Below are 19,955 nucleotides of genomic sequence, written 5' to 3' on the forward strand. Positions count from 1 at the left end.
ATCGGATAGACGGACAAGGAGGAATAATAATGTTTAGTGGAATTGGTACTCCGGGTATTATCTTGTTGGTTATACTGGCACTGCTCCTCTTTGGACCGAATAAACTGCCAGAGTTAGGCCGCGCAGTTGGACGAACCTTCCGTGAATTTAAGGAAGGCGCACGTGAAATCATTGGTGATGGTGATCCGGTGAAGAAGAGCGAAGCTCCTGTGCCGACGGCCCCGCAGACGGTCGCTGCAGATATTCCTCAGGACAAACGCCTGCCGGAATAATAAATGATTTAACAATGGGGCAATCTCTCAAGTCTAATAGACTTAGGAGATGTCCCTTTTTCAATTTGGTTGCTGCTTTCTGCAGAAACGGGCACAGCTATACATAAAGTCGGTGTGGCGTTTCTATTCTTGTCATGGGATGGTGTCAGGATGTCTCTCGAATCGGAAGAAATGTCGGTGGTAGATCATCTCACCGAGCTGCGTAAACGGATTATTTATGTGCTGATTGTATTTGTTTTGGGATTGGTAGGGGGGCTGTTCTGTGCCAAGCCAATCTACGATTATTTAATTAGTACAGATCTAGCGCAAGGGTTTGTTCTGCATGCGTTCTCATTCTGGGATGGTATCGGAATGTATATGAAGATCGCAATGGCGGTTTCATTAGTCATTTCAGTTCCTTTTATTGCTTATCAGTTGTGGGCGTTTATTAGTCCGGGCTTACGACCGGAAGAGCGTAGTGCAACACTACGTTATGTACCCTATGTTTTTGTTCTTTTTCTAATCGGACTTTCTTTTGCTTATTATGTTGTATTTCCAATGGCGCTTTCGTTCACAATCTCTATCACCCGGAGTATGGGACTGGAAGAGACCTACGGAATTGCGCAATATTTCAACTTCATGTTCAGTCTGGTGCTACCTTTAGCGCTGTTGTTTGAGCTACCGCTGTTGGTGATGTTTCTGACCAAACTGAGGGTTCTTAACCCGATACGCTTGCGTAAAATGCGTCGATACGCTTATTTCACGCTTGTCTTTATTGCTGTAGTCATCACTCCTCCGGACTTCATCTCAGACTTTCTGGTGACGATTCCACTGCTTGTGTTGTATGAGTTTAGCGTATTCCTGTCCGCCTTCGTCTATCGCAAACAGCTTGCTGCGGATGCGGCAAGGGAAGCTCAGTACACCAAGAGTGAGGAATGATGATAAGAGGGCTGTCACTAAGTAGATTTTTCTACGAAAGAGACAGTTCTTTTGTTTTAAACCCCCGTTTTTTGAAATGTTCGGGCGTAGGTGGTACAGTTGAGACTACTGAAATCATACGCATATTTTCACACCCTGTGGATAGAATGTATAGAGTGTGTGCCTAGGACAACCAGTGAAACGTTATTTTTTACGAAAACAAATGCGAATTTGTGTAAAAGGACTTGAAATCCGGGCTCAAGTTGAGTATCATAAAAATTGTTGTTAGCACTACAAGCTGTCGAGTGCTAATGCTTATGGAAAATATGAGATGGACCAGATATTCATAGCGTCCAATTGATATTTTTCATAAACACCAGAGATTTTGAAGTAAGACAGGTAAGTTCTAAACTATGTTTTGAAGCAAAATAACATAATTTTAAAGGAGGCTATTTTTTCATGATCAAACCTTTAGGTGAACGCGTATTGGTGCTACCGAGCGAGCAGGAGGAAACCACTTCATTCGGGATTGTGCTTCCGGACTCCTCGAAAGAAAAGCCACAAGAAGGAACTATTATTGCAGTAGGTAGCGGAGCTTTGAAAGATGGAGTACGTGTAGCGCTCGAAGTAAAAGAAGGCGACCGTGTTCTTTTCTCTAAATATGCAGGAACAGAAATCAAATACGAAGGTAAAGAATATTTGATTATGAAAGAAAGCGACATTCACGCGATTCTTGACTAAGCGAGAGTCGATTATAAGCTAAATCTAAACTACTTAAAGTAACGTGATATACAAAAAATTCTAGGAGGTAATTACACAATGGCTAAAGAAATTAAATTTAGTGAAGAAGCACGCCGCTCTATGTTGCGCGGTGTAGATGCTTTGGCAAATGCGGTAAAAGTTACACTTGGACCAAAAGGTCGCAACGTGGTACTTGAGAAGAAATTTGGTAGCCCGCTTATCACTAACGATGGTGTAACTATCGCTAAAGAAATCGAACTTGAAGATGCATTCGAGAACATGGGTGCTCAACTGGTTAAAGAAGTTGCTACTAAGACTAACGATGTAGCCGGTGACGGTACTACAACTGCAACGGTTCTGGCACAAGCTATGATCCGTGAAGGTCTGAAGAACGTAACTGCAGGCGCTAACCCAATGGTTATTCGCAAAGGGATCGACAAAGCAGTTCGTGCAGCAGTTGAAGAATTGCAAAAAATCGCTAAGCCAATCGAAGATTCCCAAGCTATCGCTCAAGTAGCTGCTATCTCTGCTGCTGACGAAGAAGTGGGCCAATTGATTGCTGAAGCTATGGAAAAAGTAGGTAAAGACGGTGTTATCACTGTTGAAGAATCCCGTGGATTCGCTACTGAACTTGAAGTCGTAGAAGGTATGCAGTTCGACCGCGGTTACATTTCCCCGTACATGATTACTGATACGGACAAAATGGAAGCTGTTCTGGAGAACCCATACATCTTGATCACTGATAAAAAAATCAGCAGCACTCAAGAAATCCTTCCATTGCTTGAAAAAATCGTTCAACAAGCTAGACCGCTTGTTATTATCGCTGAAGATATCGAAGGCGAAGCACAAGCAATGTTGATCGTGAACAAACTGCGTGGAACATTCAACGCTGTCGCTGTTAAAGCTCCTGGCTTTGGCGACCGTCGCGAAGCTATGCTGCAAGATATCGCTGCCCTGACTGGTGGTCAAGTGATCACTGAGAAGCTCGGTCTTGATCTGAAGAGCACTTCCATTGAACAACTGGGTAACGCACGTCAAGTACGCGTAACTAAAGAAAACACAACAATCGTAGACGGAAGCGGCGACAAAGCGGACATCAATGCTCGTGTAAGCCAAATTCGTGCTCAACTGGAAGAAACAACTTCCGAGTTCGACAAAGAAAAATTGCAAGAGCGTTTGGCTAAATTGGCTGGCGGCGTAGCCGTTGTCAAAGTTGGCGCTGCAACTGAAACTGAATTGAAAGAGCGTAAACTTCGCATCGAAGACGCCCTGAACGCAACTCGCGCTGCGGTTGAAGAAGGTATCGTTTCTGGTGGTGGTACAGCTCTTGTGAACGTATATAATGCTGTTGCTGCTGTAGATGTAACAGGCGACGAGAAAACAGGCGTTAACATCGTGCTTCGCGCGCTCGAAGAACCAGTTCGTACCATTGCAGCTAACGCTGGTCAAGAAGGTTCCGTTATCGTGGATCGCTTGAAAAAAGAAGCTATCGGCATCGGCTACAACGCTGCTACTGGCGAGTGGGTGAACATGTTCGAAGCAGGTATCGTTGACCCTGCTAAAGTAACTCGTTCCGCGCTTCAAAATGCTGCATCCGTAGCTGCTATGTTCTTGACTACTGAAGCAGTAATTGCTGACAAGCCAGAACCAGAAAAACCAGGTATGCCTGATATGGGCGGCATGGGTGGTATGGGCGGCATGATGTAATAAGGCTGATAAAGCCTTGAAATAGGTTGGATTAGAAGCCTCTCGTGAGTTCATTGAACTTATGAGAGGCTTCTTTTTGTGGCGTACCAAATGCACGACTAGTTGGTGATAATAAGATAGAGAACAGATAAATTTAAGGAAGTTAAATAAATACACTTGACGTTCACTACAGTGAATATATAATAAATTCAAGAGGTCAGTGCTGACCTGATTTTTTTGATTAATTATTTAACTTCATTTATTAATTATATTAATAATATTAATAATATAACGAGGAGGACATATGAAATCATTTTTGCCCAATGATATTAAAGATGAGAATAGAAAAATAGTCTTCGATATTTTGCTTCAATATCCTGAACTGGCGAAAGTCGAGATCACAGAAAAAACGGCAATGAGCTTTGTTACTGTAAGCAAGATAGTTACCTTTTTTGAACAGATTGGTTTATTGACCGTCACTGGTGAAAGTCGAGAAGGATCTGGCGGCTTGGGAAGAAAGCGTACGGTTTACAGATTTAATGAAAACAGCTATACGACAATCGGGATACAGATTATTGGCAACACGATTACAGCGGTACTTATTAATCTGCACGGCAAGGTCATAGATTCGTATTCGATTGAAACAGATATTCCGTTCTATAGCCAGCAGTTCACTTCGATATTTATAGAGATTGTAGAACATTTGAAGAGTAAAGCGAAGGAAACGGATAGTGTTGTATTGGGGATTGGTATTGGCGTTGATGGTGCGATCAATACAAGAAAGAAAACGATCCGGATGAGAACGCATCACAATAAAGAAAACGACTTTAAGTATGAAACGATTATTGAAACTCTCAAGAGCGAAGTGAACTTGCCCATTCTTCTGGAGAATGATGTGAACGCAGCGACTGTGGCGGAATTTCGGAATCTTGAAAACTCGGATCAAGCACTGACGAGTCTCGTTCATGTTGCTGCAGGTGATGGGGTCGGGGGCGGCTTGATTATTAACAAAGAGCTTCACCGCGGCGTTAATGCAAGTGCGGGTGAGCTGGAGTATATGTGCTTTGATTCAGAATATAAAAGGACTCCATCTTCAGTCGGTTGGCTGGAAAGCAAATTAGCTATTAAGTATTTGTTAAGCAAATATGATTTGAATTCAACGAATGACGTAGAAGCTTGCATTGATTATGTTTCGAAGAATCTGGCATTAACGATTACCAATATGATCAGCATCTTGGATATCGACCAGGTCATTATTAGCGGTAAAACGGTAGCGCTGTTTCCGGAACGTATATTGGACCGCACGAAAAGCTATGTCGAGCAATATACGGAGTGGACTCCTCAAATTTCGGTGAGTAAGTTACATCAATCAACAGCAATGGGAGCAGCTATACTTATTCTCCAGCAAGAGATGATTAATGTCATTTCGGAGTAAACAAGAAGGAAGTGAACAACATGATCAAAATCTTTGAGAATGAAGAGGAAGTAGCAAACGAAATTGCCAGAGAGATGAAAGATCATTTATTTACCGATCAGCATCCCGTGTTCTGCCTGGCTTCAGGGAGTACTCCACAAAAAAGCTATCAGAAATTTTCCAATGATGCGGACCTCCAATTGAAAATCAAGAGGCTTAACATCGTTAGCTTGGATGAGTGGGTTGGCATTGACAAAAGCTCTGAAGGAAGCTGCTATCAGATGTTGAATCAAGATCTGTTCTCGCAGATTTCACTGGATAGCAGACAGATTGTGTTTTTTGATGGAACATCGCCGGATATGAAGCAGGAATGCTTGCGAATTGATCACTTTATCGAGCAACACCCAATTACATTCAGCTTGATGGGCGTAGGTATGAATGGGCATATCGGATTAAATGAACCGGGTAGCCCAGTATTAAATTACAGCAGTGTTGTGGAGCTGTCGGAAACAACAAAGACTGTCGCTCAAAAATATTTTCATGAGCAGACTGAATTAAAGCAAGGCATTACATTAGGTTTGGAACAGATTGCAAGTAGTAAAAGAGTGGTTGTCGTCATAACTGGAGAACGCAAAGCTGAAATCGTGAAGGAGATTTTCACAAACTCTGACGCACGGCTGCCTGCTCAGCAATTGCTCGGCTATGATCATATAGATTTCTTTTTAGATGCTGCAGCCGCCAAATATATGGATCAGTCATCATAGTTGAGGAGCGTAATATGGGTAACTTCGTTATTGGTGTTGATATTGGAGGTACAAATATAAGGGTTGGATTAGTGAATGAGCACCTTGAACTTGTTCGGAAGGAGTCGGCATTAACAAGAGATTTCCAAAATGCTGACGAAATTTTCAAAACCGTCAAGGAAATGACAGCGAAAGTCGATCATGAACAGCTAGCAAGCAAGATAGGTATTGTATTGCCGATTCCTTGGAATGATCAAACACAGTTTATTCGAGATATAACCAATATCCCTTGCCTAGAGAATGTTAGTATCGAAACTATCAGGGCGTTCTTTCCGAATTATGAAGTGTTTTTTGAGAATGATGTAAACGTGATCACAGTGCTTGAATCGGATCATGGAGCTGCCAAGCCGTATAATCAATCCATTTATATAACGGTTAGTTCAGGAATTGGATGCGGTATCATACTTGATAAGAAAATTATTCAAGGGGCTCATGGATATGCGGGCGAGATCGGAAGCATGATTATTTCCGACAGCAAAAGAAACCACTCAACGTTGTATAACGGCACTTTGGAATCCCTATGCAGCGGCATTGCTCTTGAAGCGGAAAGTAAGTTTTTATATGGCATTGATGCCACGTCGGGTTTGTTGTTTGAAAGATATCATATGGGAGATCGGCAAGCGATTGAAGTGATCGACAGGTGGGTTGAGTACTTTTCCAACGCAATTGTTTCTTTGATGCAAACAATTGATCCGAATATTTTTGTTATCGGAGGAGCGGTCATTCATCACAACCAGTGGCTGATTGATAGAGTGATAGAAAGCGCTAAAAAGAAAGTCCTTCCACATTTAAAAGAGAACATTAAAATCGTGTTAACTGAATTTGGCCCTGATGCTGGAATTATTGGTGCTGGATATAACATATACAAAAAGACAAAAGGAGCTTGAAGATCATGAAAAAGTTGAAGGTTGCGTTAATCGGAGCAGGAAGTGTTTCCTTTGGACTAGGAGCACTTCAAGATCTCGTGTTATCAGAACGTTTGAGAAATCAAGTAGAACTCGAAATCGCGCTTATGGACATTGTAGAAGAAAACGTGAATAGAACATACAAGTATGCAACCGAAATGTTTACGGCATTTTCTCATCCTGCGAAGATTTGGCAAACGACGAATTTGGAAGATGCCTTAAAGGATGCTGATTTCTCTATCGTTGCGATTGAGGTAGAGAGATATCACTACTGGTCACAAGACTTTCACATTCCACGGCGTTATGGTAGCAAACAGCTATATGGTGAGAACGGCGGTCCAGGATCTATGTTCCATACATTGAGAAATCTAGGTCCAATGCTGGAAATTGCAAAGACGATGGAAAAGGTCTGTTCAAATGCCTGGCTAATTAACTATACGAATCCGGAAGCAAAGCTAGTGGAAGCCATTTCCAAATTAACTTCAATCAAAGTGGTGGGCTTGTGCCATGGTTTAGACATGGGTATTCATCAGCTAGCTGAATTTCTGGAGATGGATAGTAAAGATATTGCGATTGAAGGCGGCGGATTGAACCACTTTGGCTTCTTCACGAAGATATGGAACAAGAACACGGGAGAAGATTTATATCCTCTATTCCACGAGAAAGAAAAGCTAGCTAACCGTTTGGCACATTTCGATCATATTGGATTATCCAGAACGTTGTACCATACGTACGGATACTATCCTTACCCAGGTACTAACCATTGCGGTGAGTATATCTCATGGGCTGAAGATTTCTATGCTGGACTACCCTTGCAGTTCCGTTACGACCCAATGAGTGAGCAGCTGTGGAAGAAGGACTCCAGAACACCTGAATTTGTATACTGTGCAAGTGGCAGTACTTTGGATAAAGGCTTATTTGAGAATACGCTGAATCAAGAGCAGTGGTCTGAGCAGGCTTATCTATTTGATAAAGATAAGGTTCAAATCAGTAATGAATATGCAGTGCCAATTATCGAAGCGATCTTCTTCGACGATGAAATCGAGCTGAATGCTGTTAATATGCCAAACCATGGTGCGATTAAAGGACTTCCAGAGGATATGGTCGTTGAAACACAAGCGATCGTTAACAAAAATGGTATCGAATTTAAGCCAATGACGGTTGAACTGCCAACTGCCATTATCGGAACGATCCATATCCAAGGTACAATCCATAAGCTGTTACTTGAGGCGTTTGTTGAAGAGTCGAGAACAAAATTGCTGCAAGCGATTCTGCTTGATCCGCAAGCTCCAACCTATTATCAAGCTTGTGCGATGATCGATGAGATGTGTGAGCTGCAAAAAGAATTGCTGCCAAAGCTTGAGTGGAATTAGGTTATCTTTAATAAAAAAGGCCTCTGTCTGATGAAATTCAGAACTGAGGCCGTTAATTTTTATTACGAATTACTCTAATTCTTTATCTAAAAATGGTTGCACCAATCGCCGCACCTCATCGGTTGAATTCGTCTCCATCAATTGATTTTTTAGTTCGTCGGCACCATCAAATCCACGAATATAGATTTTGAAGAAGCTCCGAAGTGGATTAAATAGACGTGGTTCATGTTCTTTTGAATATTTATCGTGAAGATCTAAATGAAAAAGTAGTAAATGAAGAAGTTCCTCCACACTATGTTCTTTAGATTCTAGTTCAAAAGCGTATGGATTCTTGAAAATACCTCGGCCAATCATGACACCATCCACGCCGTATTGTTCGACTAATTTTAAGCCTGTTGCACGGTCAGGAATATCTCCGTTAATCGTTAACAACGTATTTGGAGCAATTTCATCGCGTAATTGTTTGATTTCAGGGATAAGCTCCCAGTGTGCATCTACTTTACTCATTTCTTTTTTGGTACGAAGGTGAATGGAAAGATTCGCAATATCTTGTTTCAGTATATGTGTTAACCAATCGCGCCACTCGTCAATCTCAGTGTAACCTAATCTTGTTTTCACACTAACCGGCAATCCACCAACTTTTGCTGCCTGGATAATTTCTGCCGCTACTTTAGGATGTCGAATTAATCCAGCACCTTTTCCATTGGTTGCGACGTTTTTTACTGGGCATCCCATGTTAATATCGATACCACGAAAACCAAGCTTTTTCATATCCATGCACATCTGTTCAAAATACTCCGGTTTATTACCCCAAATATGAGCGACCATCGGTTGTTCATCTTCTGTGAACTTTAATCGACTAAGTACACTTTCTTTTACTTTTACTTTAGGGTGACAGTAATATTCTGTATTTGCGAATTCCGTGAAAAACACATCTGGTTTTGCAGCTGCACTAACCACGTGACGAAATACAACATCTGTGACATCTTCCATAGGTGCCAATATAAAAAACGGCTTTGGTAAATCAAGCCAAAAATTTTGTTCGTTACTCATTAAGTTCTCCTTCTTTTACAACATTTTGCCCATCATACATAGTATCATTTTTTTTCGCTTGCTGCACAAAATTGTAGAGGATCTCTTTTTTTTCTATAATCGCTCGGGGTTATACCAGTACTGTTCTTAAATAAACGATAAAAATACGAACTACTAGTAAATCCAGTTTTTTCTGCGATATCAACAATGGTACATTCAGAGGTCTTTAGTAGCTCTTTGGCTTTATTCAACCGCATTTCACTAATTATATCGGGTAGTGCTTTTGTAGTTAATTGTTTATATAACCGGCTCAAATAGATTGGAGACATCGAGAGCTCGTCTGCAATTGAATTTATGCACAGGTTGGAATTGCTATAATCTCGCTCAATAATTTGATGTACTTTTCTAATGAGATCTTCTTGTTTTGTACTTCTTTTTTCTTCGAGTTTTTCACTTATTTCTTCAAATATCTTGAAATATGGAGTGTTGATTTCTTCCATGGTTTCAACATGATTTGGTAGTAAGAACGTTGTATCGAATTCGGGTAATGTTAAAATCGCATTGTTCTTTTTTAATGTTCGCAAGACGTTATTAACAGTAAGTGCTAAATGCGATACGACAAGTTGAACAACGGTAAAAGAATATTCTGATATTTCTCCTACGATATCAATATAGATGCTCCGTGCCTTTTCCGCATTTCCTGACATCAAGGATTCAATGAACTGTTTTTCTTTGTGAACTGGAAACATATATTCTTTGGTTTTTAAGTTCATAATGTCAACCGAAAAGAGGATGCTGCCGTATCCTTTGAATAATCGATGGTAAGAAGCCTCAAGTACTTGCTTGTAGACTAAGATGCATTGCTCAATGGATTCCTTCACAGGACTAAAGGTAATCGTGATGGATAATTTTAAATGTTTGGTGATTGACAATTGCATAAGCTCTGCCATTTCAATCAGCGAATCCCGTTCCGTTATATAAAGCGGATCATGAAAGTTTAGCAAAAGTAAAAGACTATCATCCCCCATATCAATGGCTTCGACTTGAAAGATCGGTGAGGAAATTTCTGTACAAATGTTCATTATGGCATATTTGAGCAATTTTATATCTTCTTTGTATTTCTCGAGGACTGTGGGGAATTGATCGATCCTTATCAAAACAATCAGTGATTTATTATTAACCATAAGCTCTGAATTGAAGTAATGTAATTTCTGTTGTAACACCTCAGCATTATTCGTTTCTCTACCTAAAATCGTATTTCTAAGGAAATCCTGCTTGAGAATATGTTGATGGTTACGTCTTTCTGTTTCCAGGGTTTTGAACTTGCGTATGACTTTGTCAATCGGGCGATATACGCTATGGGATAAAGTTAACGAAATCAACAATCCTAAGAGAAGAATGCCAATACAGATAAATAATATTCGATACCTCATTTCATTTATTTCTTGAGTGATATTGCTATAAGGGGTAATCCGAACATATTTCCAGCCTAATGAATCGGGTGTAGTAAACGTTATTAAAGATTTAACTCCATCCACAGTGTCTACAAAATATGTAGATTCTGAAGTATCCTGAATAATTTTCTGTATATAGGTTTTATCAGATATATCAGTTAGCATCTCTTGCTTATCACTACTGGAATATAATATTCCATCCTGATTAATGATAAACGTGTTATTCTCCGAGATCTCTTTCTCCGACTGATCCATTCGCAGGCCTAACCATGATGCCGAGATATTGACAACAACAGCTGTATTTAAATCTTTATTATCATCAATGACGCTATAACATAAGTAAGTGTAGCTTGATACTGGAGTGGTCTGAACCGAACCAATGTTATAGGTTCTGGGAATCGGTTGAAAGGGACGATGTTCTTTGAATTTCATAAAAAGGTCTAGAATTCCATCATCATCCAGTTCGGACTTCGGTTGAATTCCGCTTCGTGAATTATTGGAACTAATATAGAACTGATTGGATTTCGCATTATATACATAAATGGATTCAATGAATGGTAAGGATGCGCGATAGTTATCAAGTTGTTGCTGTGCAAAAATGACATCATAGATATTCAAGTCCGCATAATACAACAACTTAGATACCGCAGAATCATAGTAAATCTGGGAGGACAGTGAGGTAACAGTCTCTGTCATAGTAGATAATTGCGTTTTAATTTGATTTAGACTATTTGAATCGGAACGATAAACTTGTTTAAGTGCGATGCTTGTAAAGTTCATATAAAGAATAGTTGAAGTTATCAAAAGGGTAATAACAACACATCCAATAGAGCCAAGGAGTATTCGGCTGTAAACTTTTTTATGCTCTTTAGACCAATGTTTTATCATTTGTTGAAACCCCTTTCATCGCTGGTCTGAGTATAAATCATCAGTCTGGTGCTTTCAATCAAATTTATAAATCCAGCAGCCGAAATTAGGTTAAATGTAGTGAATATTCACAAAAGTACAGAAATTTCATACTTCACAAATACCGAGATTACAGCAATGTGTGTCATTGTACAGTATATTATCGAATCCGCTTCTTCTATGATTTGGAAGTAAGATTCACGAGCAATTCTATTCAGGAGGAGGTCAGTCATGTTTAAGAAGAAAGGTTTTTTTTATGAATTAAATAAGAATAAAATCATGTTTTTGATGATAGCACCGACACTGCTTTTTTTCTTAATAAATTCTTATGCTCCAATGGTCGGCATCTATTATGCATTCACAAGTTATGATTTTGCAGGTGGTTTATTTGGAAGTCCGTTTGTAGGATTAGACAATTTTAAATTTTTAACGCAATCTGGAATTCTGTTGAAGTTGACAATCAATACGCTTGGATACAACGTGGTTTTTATCATATTAGGTAACGTGGTATCTATAGGGGCAGCAATCCTATTAAGTGAAGTCCGAGGGAAGCTATTTAAAAAGTTATCACAATCCATTATGTTTCTACCCTACTTCGTTTCGTTTGTTCTGATTAGTGTTTTAGCGTTTAACATGTTTAATGCTGATTCCGGTTTTGTTAATCAGTTACTCAAATCGTTCGGATTGGATCCAGTAGACATATACAATACACCATGGCTCTGGCCATTTCTGATTACAGCATTTTATTTATGGAAGAACCTGGGTTATTCCATGGTCATTTATCTTGCATCCATCATGGGAATTAGCGATGAGTATTACGAAGCTGCCAAAATTGATGGTGCAAATATTTTTCAGCGAATCTGGTATATTACCATACCTATGCTGAAGTCAACATTTATCATTCTGCTCTTATTTGCACTCGGAAGCATTATGAAAGGTCAATTCGATCTGTTCTATCAGCTTGTCGGGAACAACGGAGTGCTCTTCAACGTTACGGATATTGTAGATACTTACGTTTATCGATCTTTGAAAGTTAATTTTGATATTGGTATGGCAACTGCTGCTGGTTTGTATCAGTCTATCTTCGGATTTGTAATGATTATGACAGTGAATTATATCATCAAGAAAATTAATGATGACTACGCATTGTTCTAAAGTAGGGAGGAGGGATTACATTGGATGACAACATTCTAAGTTCTAGAGTTTTCCGCATGATGGCTTACCTGATTATTATGATTTTTTCTTTGCTCTGTCTCTTTCCTTTCCTTCTGATCATTTCAGGCTCATTGACAGCCAATGAATCCATTATTCGCGACGGTTTTCACTTGATTCCTAAAGTGTTCTCGCTGGAAGGTTATGAAATGGTATTTATCTTTCCAACTCAGCTAATCAAGGCTTATGGTGTAACGATTTTTGTAACTGTGATTGGAACGTTGGTGGGATTGTTTCTTATTACGATGGCGGGTTACGTTCTGCAGAGGAAAGATTTCAAGTATCGCAATCATTTGTCCTTCTTCATTTATTTCACAACGCTGTTTGGAGGGGGGCTTGTGCCCTGGTACATCATGCTGACTACATACTTTGGGCTGGCAGACACCTATGCCGTACTGATATTACCTGGTCTTATGACACCTTTTCTCATTATTTTAATGAAAAACTTTATCAAATCTGCGATTCCGGAAGAATTATTCGAATCGGCCAAAATCGATGGCGCGAACGACTTTAGGATCTACTACAGTATCGTGCTGAAGCTTGCTATGCCTGGCATAGCGACTGTCGGTCTGTTCCTTGCTCTGACGTACTGGAACGACTGGTTCATGTCTTCTTTGTTCATTAATGACGTTAGCATGTATCAGCTTCAATACTACTTGTATAACACGATCAATACCATGATGTTCGTTTCTCAAATGGCCACTGGAACCGGTGTAACCCTAGGGCGAGACATTCCGACAGAGTCGACCAAGATGGCAATGGCGATCGTCGTTACTGGACCCATTATTTTCTTATATCCGTTTGTGCAGCGATATTTTGTGAAGGGATTAACGATTGGTGCAGTGAAGGGTTAGTACCGAAAGCAAACGAAGGGAACTCGTATGCGATCGGCTGACATAGATCATTTAATTAAGGGGAGGGTTAGTATGAGAAAAGGAAAAAAGAAATTGTTAACGATCGGCACTTCTTTATTCTTAACTGCAAGTTTGTTTGCTGGCTGCAGTAGTAATAGCACGAATACTAAGGAGGCATCGTCAGAATCAACAACGAATTCGAATACCAGTACTCCAGCACCAGAAGCATCAGAAGCGACTGGAATCGACACATCCAAGAAAGTAGAGCTTCAGTTCTATATGCTGGGCGATGCCCCAAAGGATTTAAATCTCATTCAGGATGAAGTTAACAAAATGGCATTAGAAGATTTGAATGCAACCGTCAAATTCAACTTCACAACCTGGACAGACTGGGAGTCGAAGTATAAGCTTCTGTTGTCCTCAGGACAGCCGATTGACCTGATCTTTACGGCAGAATGGACAAATTACCAGTCATATGCGGTGAAAGGGGCTTTCCTTCCGCTAGATGATCTCCTACCGAAGGCTGCACCTAAGCTACAAGCATATGTACCACAGGATTTCTGGGAAGCAGTCAAGGTTGACAAGAAAATTTACACCGTTCCAGCTATCTGGAAGGAGTATGTAAATGATGGTATTGCCTATCGGGAAGATTTGCGTAAAAAGTATAATTTGCCAAAGCCGGAATCACTCGAAACGCTAGAGCAGTATTTGGATGGCATACGCAAAAATGAACCGGATATGCTACCTCTGGCGGATACTGAGGTTAGTCATGTAGATTCCATCCGTCAAATGACTACTAAAACTGTGAATACCAACGATAAAGTTCCATATGGACTTAGCATCATGTATGACACTCCAAGAGACGTAACCAGCTATTGGGGCTCTCAACAGCATTTGGAAGATTTGAAAATGTTCAGGAGTTGGCAAGAAAAAGGGTACTTTATGAAGAATATGCTGAACATTAAAGATAGTGGTAGTGATATATTTGCTGCCGGTAAAGCCGCAGCAATTTTGGGAAGTGAGAATCCTAACCGCTTTGGTGATGCTGTTGTCAAAGTGAAATCACTGCATCCGGATTGGGAGCTAGGCTATTCCCCGTATCCGAACATGAAAGGATTCTCTTCACCCGTTCACCCGATTCATAATGGCTTTGCAGTTCCACGCAGCAGCAAAAACCCAGAGAGAGCTCTTGCTTTCTATGAGAAATTGGTCACGGATAAACGCTACAATTGGCTGACGCAATACGGTATTGAAGGCAAGCATTTTGAAATTGAAGATGGAAAATATTACAAAATGCTTGGTGATGCCCAATCAAATGGATTCACAAGAGAAGGTATGAATGGATGGGCATGGAGAAATCCGGAGTTCATGTTGTTTGATAAGAGCTATCAAGCTGTGTTAGACATGTTCGATGAAATGGATAAGATAGCAAAACCGAATATTTTCCAAGGTTTCGGAGAGGATTGGACGTCTTATCAAGCAGAGAAGGCGGCCCTTCTACAAGTTGAAAAGCAGTACTTATATCCTTTGAATGATGGTATGGTTAAGGATGTTGAAGCCGGCTTGAAGTTATTTATGGAAAAGGCGAAAAAAGCTGGTCTCGATAAAATTCAAGCGGAATACACGAAGCAATGGTTGCAGTATTTGGATGATAATAACATTCAGTAAGCTAGTCTAGAGTTACTTAGAGAGAACAACAGGATTAACCTCCTGTTGTTCTCTACTACAAGGGTGGTATATTTATGAAGGTTCTTTTTCATGGAACGGCTGCATTTGAAGGGATTCCCTCGTTATTCTGTCATTGCGAGACTTGCAAGCATGCCAAAGTACGTGGTGGAAAAAATATTCGTACACGCACTTCGGTCTTGATTGATGAAATACTTAAGATTGATTTTCCGGCGGACACCTTACATCATTCCATTCGTGATTCTGTAGATATGGATAAGGTTCGCGATTTATTGTTTACACATTCACATTCCGATCATTTGTATCCTGAAGATTTACTGATTCGTGCGCTTGGTTATGCTCAATTTAATGAAGAGGAAGAACTTCATCTATACGGTCATGATTTGCCTATTAAGCACTGTAGTCAATTGCTTGCCACGGAAAGGCATCGCTTCCAACTTCACAACTTGAAGCCCTTTGAAACCGTACAAACACAAACAGCTACGATTACGCCATTGCTTGCCAATCATGATTCTAAAGAAACTTGTTTATTGTATTACATAGAAAAGGATGAAAAAGCCATTTTCTATGGTCACGACAGCGGTTGGTTTCCCAAACAGACTTGGGACTGGTTGAAAGGAAAAAAACTGGATCTTGCTATTCTAGAATGTACGACTGGGAATGCCCCAAATTGTGAAGTTCACATGAATGTTGAAGATACTCTAAAAACACGGGAATGGTTAATCGAGAATTTTGTTATGAAAGCAGAAGGGCGAATCGTAGTCACTCATTTCTCTCATAATGCTCATCTGTTGCATGAAGATTTGGTTCATATTTTTGAGCCGAATGGGATTACAGTAGCATTTGATGGGATGCAACTGGACATATGAGTTAGCGCATAAGTGAAATGAGGATATTTCTATGATTTCAATGGCATTCTTTTTAGTTTTATTTTCAGGTATTACCCATGCGGTATGGAACCTATTTACAAAGAGAAGTCTGAATAAATACGTATTTCTCTGGTCGATTCATATTGTTGGTACACTTGCTCTATTACCTTATTTTATTATTGAGCTGCTTCAAGTTGAGCTTCATGCGGAGACACTTGGCTATATGGCGATATCTGCTTTATTTCAAGGGTCGTACTTCATTTTCCTCTCTAAATCGTATTCCTATGGTGATTTATCGCAGACCTATCCAATCATGCGAGGTACTGGTGTCATGCTAGTGACCTTGTTAAGTGTTGTGTTATTCGGGGATTCCTTAACTCTAGTAGGCTGGATAGGCTTTTGTTGTATCATAGTAGGGCTCTTTATTATTAGTGGAATCGTTAATCGTCATGCAAATCAAGGGAAAACGACTCATTCTATATCCATTCTTTATGCAATTGTAGTAGGGATGTGTGTTGCGGGCTATACATTAATGGACAAACTAATTGTCCAGCAATTATCTCCACTATCAACGCTTGAATTATCCAATATTAATTATGTAATCGTCGCTTTCTTCATGGTTATAAGAGCCGGTCGTGCACAAATTATAAGGGAATGGCAACAAAACTGGAAAATGATCTTGATTGGTTGTATTTGCTCGCCAGCTTCTTATTTTATGTTTCTGATGGCAATGAAGCTTGCTCCACTAGCTTCAATTGCGCCAATACGAGAAATTGGAACGGTTGTAGGTACGATTCTTGGCATACTTGTACTAAAAGAGAAGCAAGGAGTGCGAAGAATTATCATGTCGGCTGTGATTACCTGTGGGATCATCTCCATTGCCATATGGGGATAAGTTGATTTTACTAGAATTGAGGACTACGTTCTGACCGTATAGGGTAAAAATGAAAGGCCTCTCGTAGGAATACGAGAGGCCTTTCATTCTGTTAAGCATTAGATAGTTTTATACTGTCTAATTGACGGGGCAATTCACAGGTGAATATGCCTCATTCTAATTCTTGTTCTAAAACAGTTTTTACTAAACGACGTACTTCATCTGTTGATCTTGTATCCATTAATTGGTTTCTTAATTCGCTTGCGCCTCTAAATCCACGAACATAGATTTTGAAAAAGCGAAGAAGTGGTTTAAATGAACGTGGCTCGAGTTCATTTGAATATTTATCGTGAAGATCCAACTGTAATAGAAGTAAATTGAGAAAATCCTTTGGACTATGTTCTTTAGGTTCTTTTTCAAAAGCAAATGGATTGGTGAAGATGCCGCGGCCAATCATGACACCATCAACGCCGTATTGCTCAACTAACTTTAATCCTGTTGCGCGGTCCGGGATATCTCCATTTATAGTTAATAACGTATTTGGAGCAATTTCATCGCGTAATTTTTTTATTTCAGGGATTAACTCCCAGTGTGCATCTACTTTACTCATTTCTTCTTTTGTACGAAGGTGAATGGAAAGATTCGCAATATCTTGCTTCAATATATGTGTTAACCAATCCCGCCACTCATCAATCTCAGAGTAACCCAATCTTGTTTTAACACTAACCGGCAATCCACCGGCTTTTGTTGCTTGAATAATTTCTGCTGCAACCTCAGGATGTAGTATTAATCCAGCACCTTTTCCATTGGACGCGACGTTTTGTGCGGGGCATCCCATGTTTAAATCGATACCGCGAAAACCAAGTTTTTTCATATCAATACTCATCTGTTCAAAAAATACAGGTTTATCACCCCAAATATGAGCGACAATTGGTTGCTCATCTTCTGTGAACGTTAATCGACCACGTACACTGTCTTTTCCTACAGGGTGACAATAGCTTTCTGTATTAGTGAATTCTGTGAAAAACACGTCGGGTTTGGCAGCTTCACTAATGACGTGACGAAATACAACATCTGTGACATCTTCCATTGGTGCTAATATAAAAAACGGCTTCGGTAAATCAAGCCAAAAGTTTTGTTCGTTACTCATATTATCTCCTCTTGTTGCGATATATAAAAACATATAAGTTATAGCAAAGACCTTTTACCCAACATACATATTATCATTTTTTTTCGTTTATTGCACAGAAGAAAGGAGAATACATACAGCGAAATCAATATACATAGCTTATAGCTTGAAGTGCTAAAATAAGATGTATAAAGCTTTATTAATGGCAACATGAGATAACAATACAGTAGAAGTGGTGAAGATATGGGGATAACTGTAAAAGATATGCTGCAACTTCCTTCCTTTCGAGGAGCAAAGGTGCTAACTGGAAATAATAATCTACACCGCACCATTTCTTCTTTATCCGTACTAGAGGTTTCAAATGCGGATTATTCTTCTCGAATTGTCCATTCCATTCAAGAAGAGTGGTATGCGGAAGAGATAGTGATCAGCTCTTTTTACTCCATTAAGGACAGTGTAGAGAAACAGTGTGAAACGATTGAGTACTTGCACGAGCTTGGAGAAGTAGGATTGATCTTATACTATGTAGGAATTATCATTCCTGAAGTAGCTGACGAGGTACTGCAATTAGCAGAGTCCAAAAATTTCATCATCATTTGTATGCCGGAAAATGATTTTTCACTTCGTTACAACGAAGTGATTTATGAAGTGATGGAAGCGATTGTTCTGAACAATCAGACGATCAATGATAATTTTGTAAATGAAGCGTTAGAGAAAGTATCCCTTTTGCCAGAACACTCACGGAGCGTCGAAATTACGCTGAAAATATTGTCTGATCGGCTGAAAGCGAACGTCATCCTGACGAACACCCAGTTAGATATCGTAAATCAAGTAATGTGGCCCCGTAATTCATCGTTAAACGTGGGGTATATTATTGAGACCTTCGCCCCCTATTTGATGAATATGACGAAAGGACAAGCAGAGCCTGTTTCAAATTGCTATGTGGAATACAAGAGTATTCATCAAAAAAACGGAGAAGCGCTGCATTTATTTTTGATTAAAGAGAACTCAAAATTACCTGCGAAGACCATCGATAAAATCAGCGAGGTTGTACAAGTAGCGATCAATTTGTGGGGGGATAAGCATAACGAGGTTAGCGAATATGCCTTGGTAAAAGCAATTATTAATGATGAAAGCGAAAAAATGCGAAGACTGGCTCATTTTCTCCACATTGATGTCTCTTCCATTCAGATGATGTGGTTAGTATATATTCACGATTTATCGCAAGAGAAACAAATTCGTGAAGAGCTGGAAGAGCATTTGTTCAAATATTATAAAACGGCGGTCATTCAAACTATCGATCATTGTATAATAGCCCTTATGGGAAATTGCTCTTACAAGTACAATGAGTATGAAATTGCAGGGGAGTATATTGACACGACGAATTCAGCCCCGCTTATTTCCGAAATGGTCTATGCTCCCCGAATGAGAAATACACAAGATGTACGACGCATGTATCGGCTGGTGAACAGTGTGGGACGGAAAGTCCATCTGATGTATGAGCATCGTAAATTGTACACAGCAGCCGAGATGCGTTCTATGAAACAAGCTATTGAGTTAAGTGAACAGGGAGAAGAAATACTTGAAGAATGGATGTCTGTGATTGACCCCATTCTAGGTGATCCAGAGTCGATAAAAACACTCATAACCTTCTTGTTAGATGCAAAGGGGAATTTTGATAACTGTGGGAAAATGCTGTTTGTTCATAAAAATACAGTAAAATATCGTATTAGAAAGATCAGTGAATTAATTGGCTATGATGTAACCGTCAACTCCGAATCTTACGATGTGTATATCGCTTGCATGATTTATCGACTCACACATAGCTAGTATAATCCGTAGTTTTTG

Annotated in this window: 17 protein-coding genes; 14 read left to right on the plus strand and 3 right to left on the minus strand. The window is 39.8% G+C overall.

Annotated elements, in window-relative coordinates:
- Positions 1–29 precede the first annotated feature (29 nt).
- The 8 genes from MKX60_RS24345 to MKX60_RS24380 all read left to right on the plus strand — a co-directional run bounded on the left by MKX60_RS24345 (position 30) and on the right by MKX60_RS24380 (position 8,091).
- Positions 30–272 carry a twin-arginine translocase TatA/TatE family subunit gene (locus tag MKX60_RS24345; RefSeq protein ID WP_042185275.1) on the plus strand — a complete coding sequence of 81 codons (243 nt, stop codon included), beginning with the start codon at positions 30–32 and terminating at the stop codon, positions 270–272.
- A gap of 150 nt (positions 273–422) precedes the next feature.
- Positions 423–1,190, plus strand: coding sequence for a twin-arginine translocase subunit TatC (gene tatC / locus MKX60_RS24350; protein ID WP_042193366.1), 768 nt, complete (start codon positions 423–425; stop codon positions 1,188–1,190).
- A gap of 438 nt (positions 1,191–1,628) precedes the next feature.
- Positions 1,629–1,910: a co-chaperone GroES gene (gene groES, locus MKX60_RS24355; RefSeq protein WP_036676506.1), complete on the plus strand. Its 282-nt coding sequence runs from the start codon at positions 1,629–1,631 to the stop codon at positions 1,908–1,910.
- 78 nt (positions 1,911–1,988) lie between these two features.
- Positions 1,989–3,617, plus strand: a complete 1,629-nt coding sequence (groL, locus tag MKX60_RS24360) for a chaperonin GroEL (protein ID WP_042185277.1) — start codon at positions 1,989–1,991, stop codon at positions 3,615–3,617.
- A gap of 283 nt (positions 3,618–3,900) precedes the next feature.
- The gene (locus MKX60_RS24365) at positions 3,901–5,031 is read left to right on the plus strand and encodes an ROK family protein (RefSeq protein WP_076299167.1); all 1,131 of its coding nucleotides are present in this window, start codon (positions 3,901–3,903) and stop codon (positions 5,029–5,031) included.
- 20 nt (positions 5,032–5,051) lie between these two features.
- Positions 5,052–5,774 carry a 6-phosphogluconolactonase gene (locus MKX60_RS24370; RefSeq protein ID WP_076299168.1) on the plus strand — a complete coding sequence of 241 codons (723 nt, stop codon included), beginning with the start codon at positions 5,052–5,054 and terminating at the stop codon, positions 5,772–5,774.
- Between the two features lie 14 nt (positions 5,775–5,788).
- On the plus strand, positions 5,789–6,700 hold the full coding sequence (locus MKX60_RS24375; protein WP_076299169.1) for an ROK family protein: 912 nt from the start codon (positions 5,789–5,791) through the stop codon (positions 6,698–6,700).
- A 5-nt stretch (positions 6,701–6,705) separates the two neighbouring features.
- Complete coding sequence (locus MKX60_RS24380; RefSeq protein WP_076283934.1) at positions 6,706–8,091, plus strand: family 4 glycosyl hydrolase; 1,386 nt, start codon at positions 6,706–6,708, stop codon at positions 8,089–8,091.
- Positions 8,092–8,160: 69 nt separating this feature from the next.
- On the opposite strand, the gene MKX60_RS24385 is transcribed toward MKX60_RS24380, so the two are convergent.
- Positions 8,161–9,144 (minus strand): tRNA dihydrouridine synthase, encoded by a 984-nt coding sequence (locus MKX60_RS24385; RefSeq protein WP_076283935.1) that lies wholly within the window; start codon positions 9,142–9,144, stop codon positions 8,161–8,163.
- 44 nt (positions 9,145–9,188) lie between these two features.
- Positions 9,189–11,465, minus strand: a complete 2,277-nt coding sequence (locus tag MKX60_RS24390; RefSeq protein WP_341061247.1) for an AraC family transcriptional regulator — start codon at positions 11,463–11,465, stop codon at positions 9,189–9,191.
- 249 nt (positions 11,466–11,714) lie between these two features.
- On the opposite strand from MKX60_RS24390, the gene MKX60_RS24395 reads away from it, so the two are divergent.
- The 5 genes from MKX60_RS24395 to MKX60_RS24415 all read left to right on the plus strand — a co-directional run bounded on the left by MKX60_RS24395 (position 11,715) and on the right by MKX60_RS24415 (position 16,999).
- Positions 11,715–12,638 (plus strand): ABC transporter permease, encoded by a 924-nt coding sequence (locus tag MKX60_RS24395; RefSeq protein WP_081382824.1) that lies wholly within the window; start codon positions 11,715–11,717, stop codon positions 12,636–12,638.
- A 56-nt stretch (positions 12,639–12,694) separates the two neighbouring features.
- Positions 12,695–13,549 carry a carbohydrate ABC transporter permease gene (locus MKX60_RS24400; protein ID WP_371915721.1) on the plus strand — a complete coding sequence of 285 codons (855 nt, stop codon included), beginning with the start codon at positions 12,695–12,697 and terminating at the stop codon, positions 13,547–13,549.
- A 72-nt stretch (positions 13,550–13,621) separates the two neighbouring features.
- The gene (locus MKX60_RS24405; RefSeq protein WP_341061248.1) at positions 13,622–15,217 is read left to right on the plus strand and encodes an extracellular solute-binding protein; all 1,596 of its coding nucleotides are present in this window, start codon (positions 13,622–13,624) and stop codon (positions 15,215–15,217) included.
- Positions 15,218–15,291: 74 nt separating this feature from the next.
- Entirely contained in the window at positions 15,292–16,104 is an 813-nt protein-coding gene (locus tag MKX60_RS24410) for an MBL fold metallo-hydrolase (RefSeq protein ID WP_339269095.1), read from the plus strand.
- 31 nt (positions 16,105–16,135) lie between these two features.
- Positions 16,136–16,999: a DMT family transporter gene (locus tag MKX60_RS24415; RefSeq protein WP_340974358.1), complete on the plus strand. Its 864-nt coding sequence runs from the start codon at positions 16,136–16,138 to the stop codon at positions 16,997–16,999.
- A 151-nt stretch (positions 17,000–17,150) separates the two neighbouring features.
- On the opposite strand, the gene MKX60_RS24420 is transcribed toward MKX60_RS24415, so the two are convergent.
- The gene (locus MKX60_RS24420) at positions 17,151–18,128 is read right to left on the minus strand and encodes a tRNA dihydrouridine synthase (RefSeq protein ID WP_042185302.1); all 978 of its coding nucleotides are present in this window, start codon (positions 18,126–18,128) and stop codon (positions 17,151–17,153) included.
- 222 nt (positions 18,129–18,350) lie between these two features.
- Here MKX60_RS24420 and MKX60_RS24425 point away from each other — a divergent pair, with 222 nt between their 5' ends.
- Positions 18,351–19,937, plus strand: coding sequence for a PucR family transcriptional regulator (locus MKX60_RS24425; protein WP_341061250.1), 1,587 nt, complete (start codon positions 18,351–18,353; stop codon positions 19,935–19,937).
- The last annotated feature ends 18 nt before the right edge of the window (positions 19,938–19,955 follow it).

The organism is Paenibacillus sp. FSL R5-0914, assembly GCF_038004525.1.
Taxonomy (GTDB): Bacteria; Bacillota; Bacilli; order Paenibacillales; family Paenibacillaceae; genus Paenibacillus_AQ.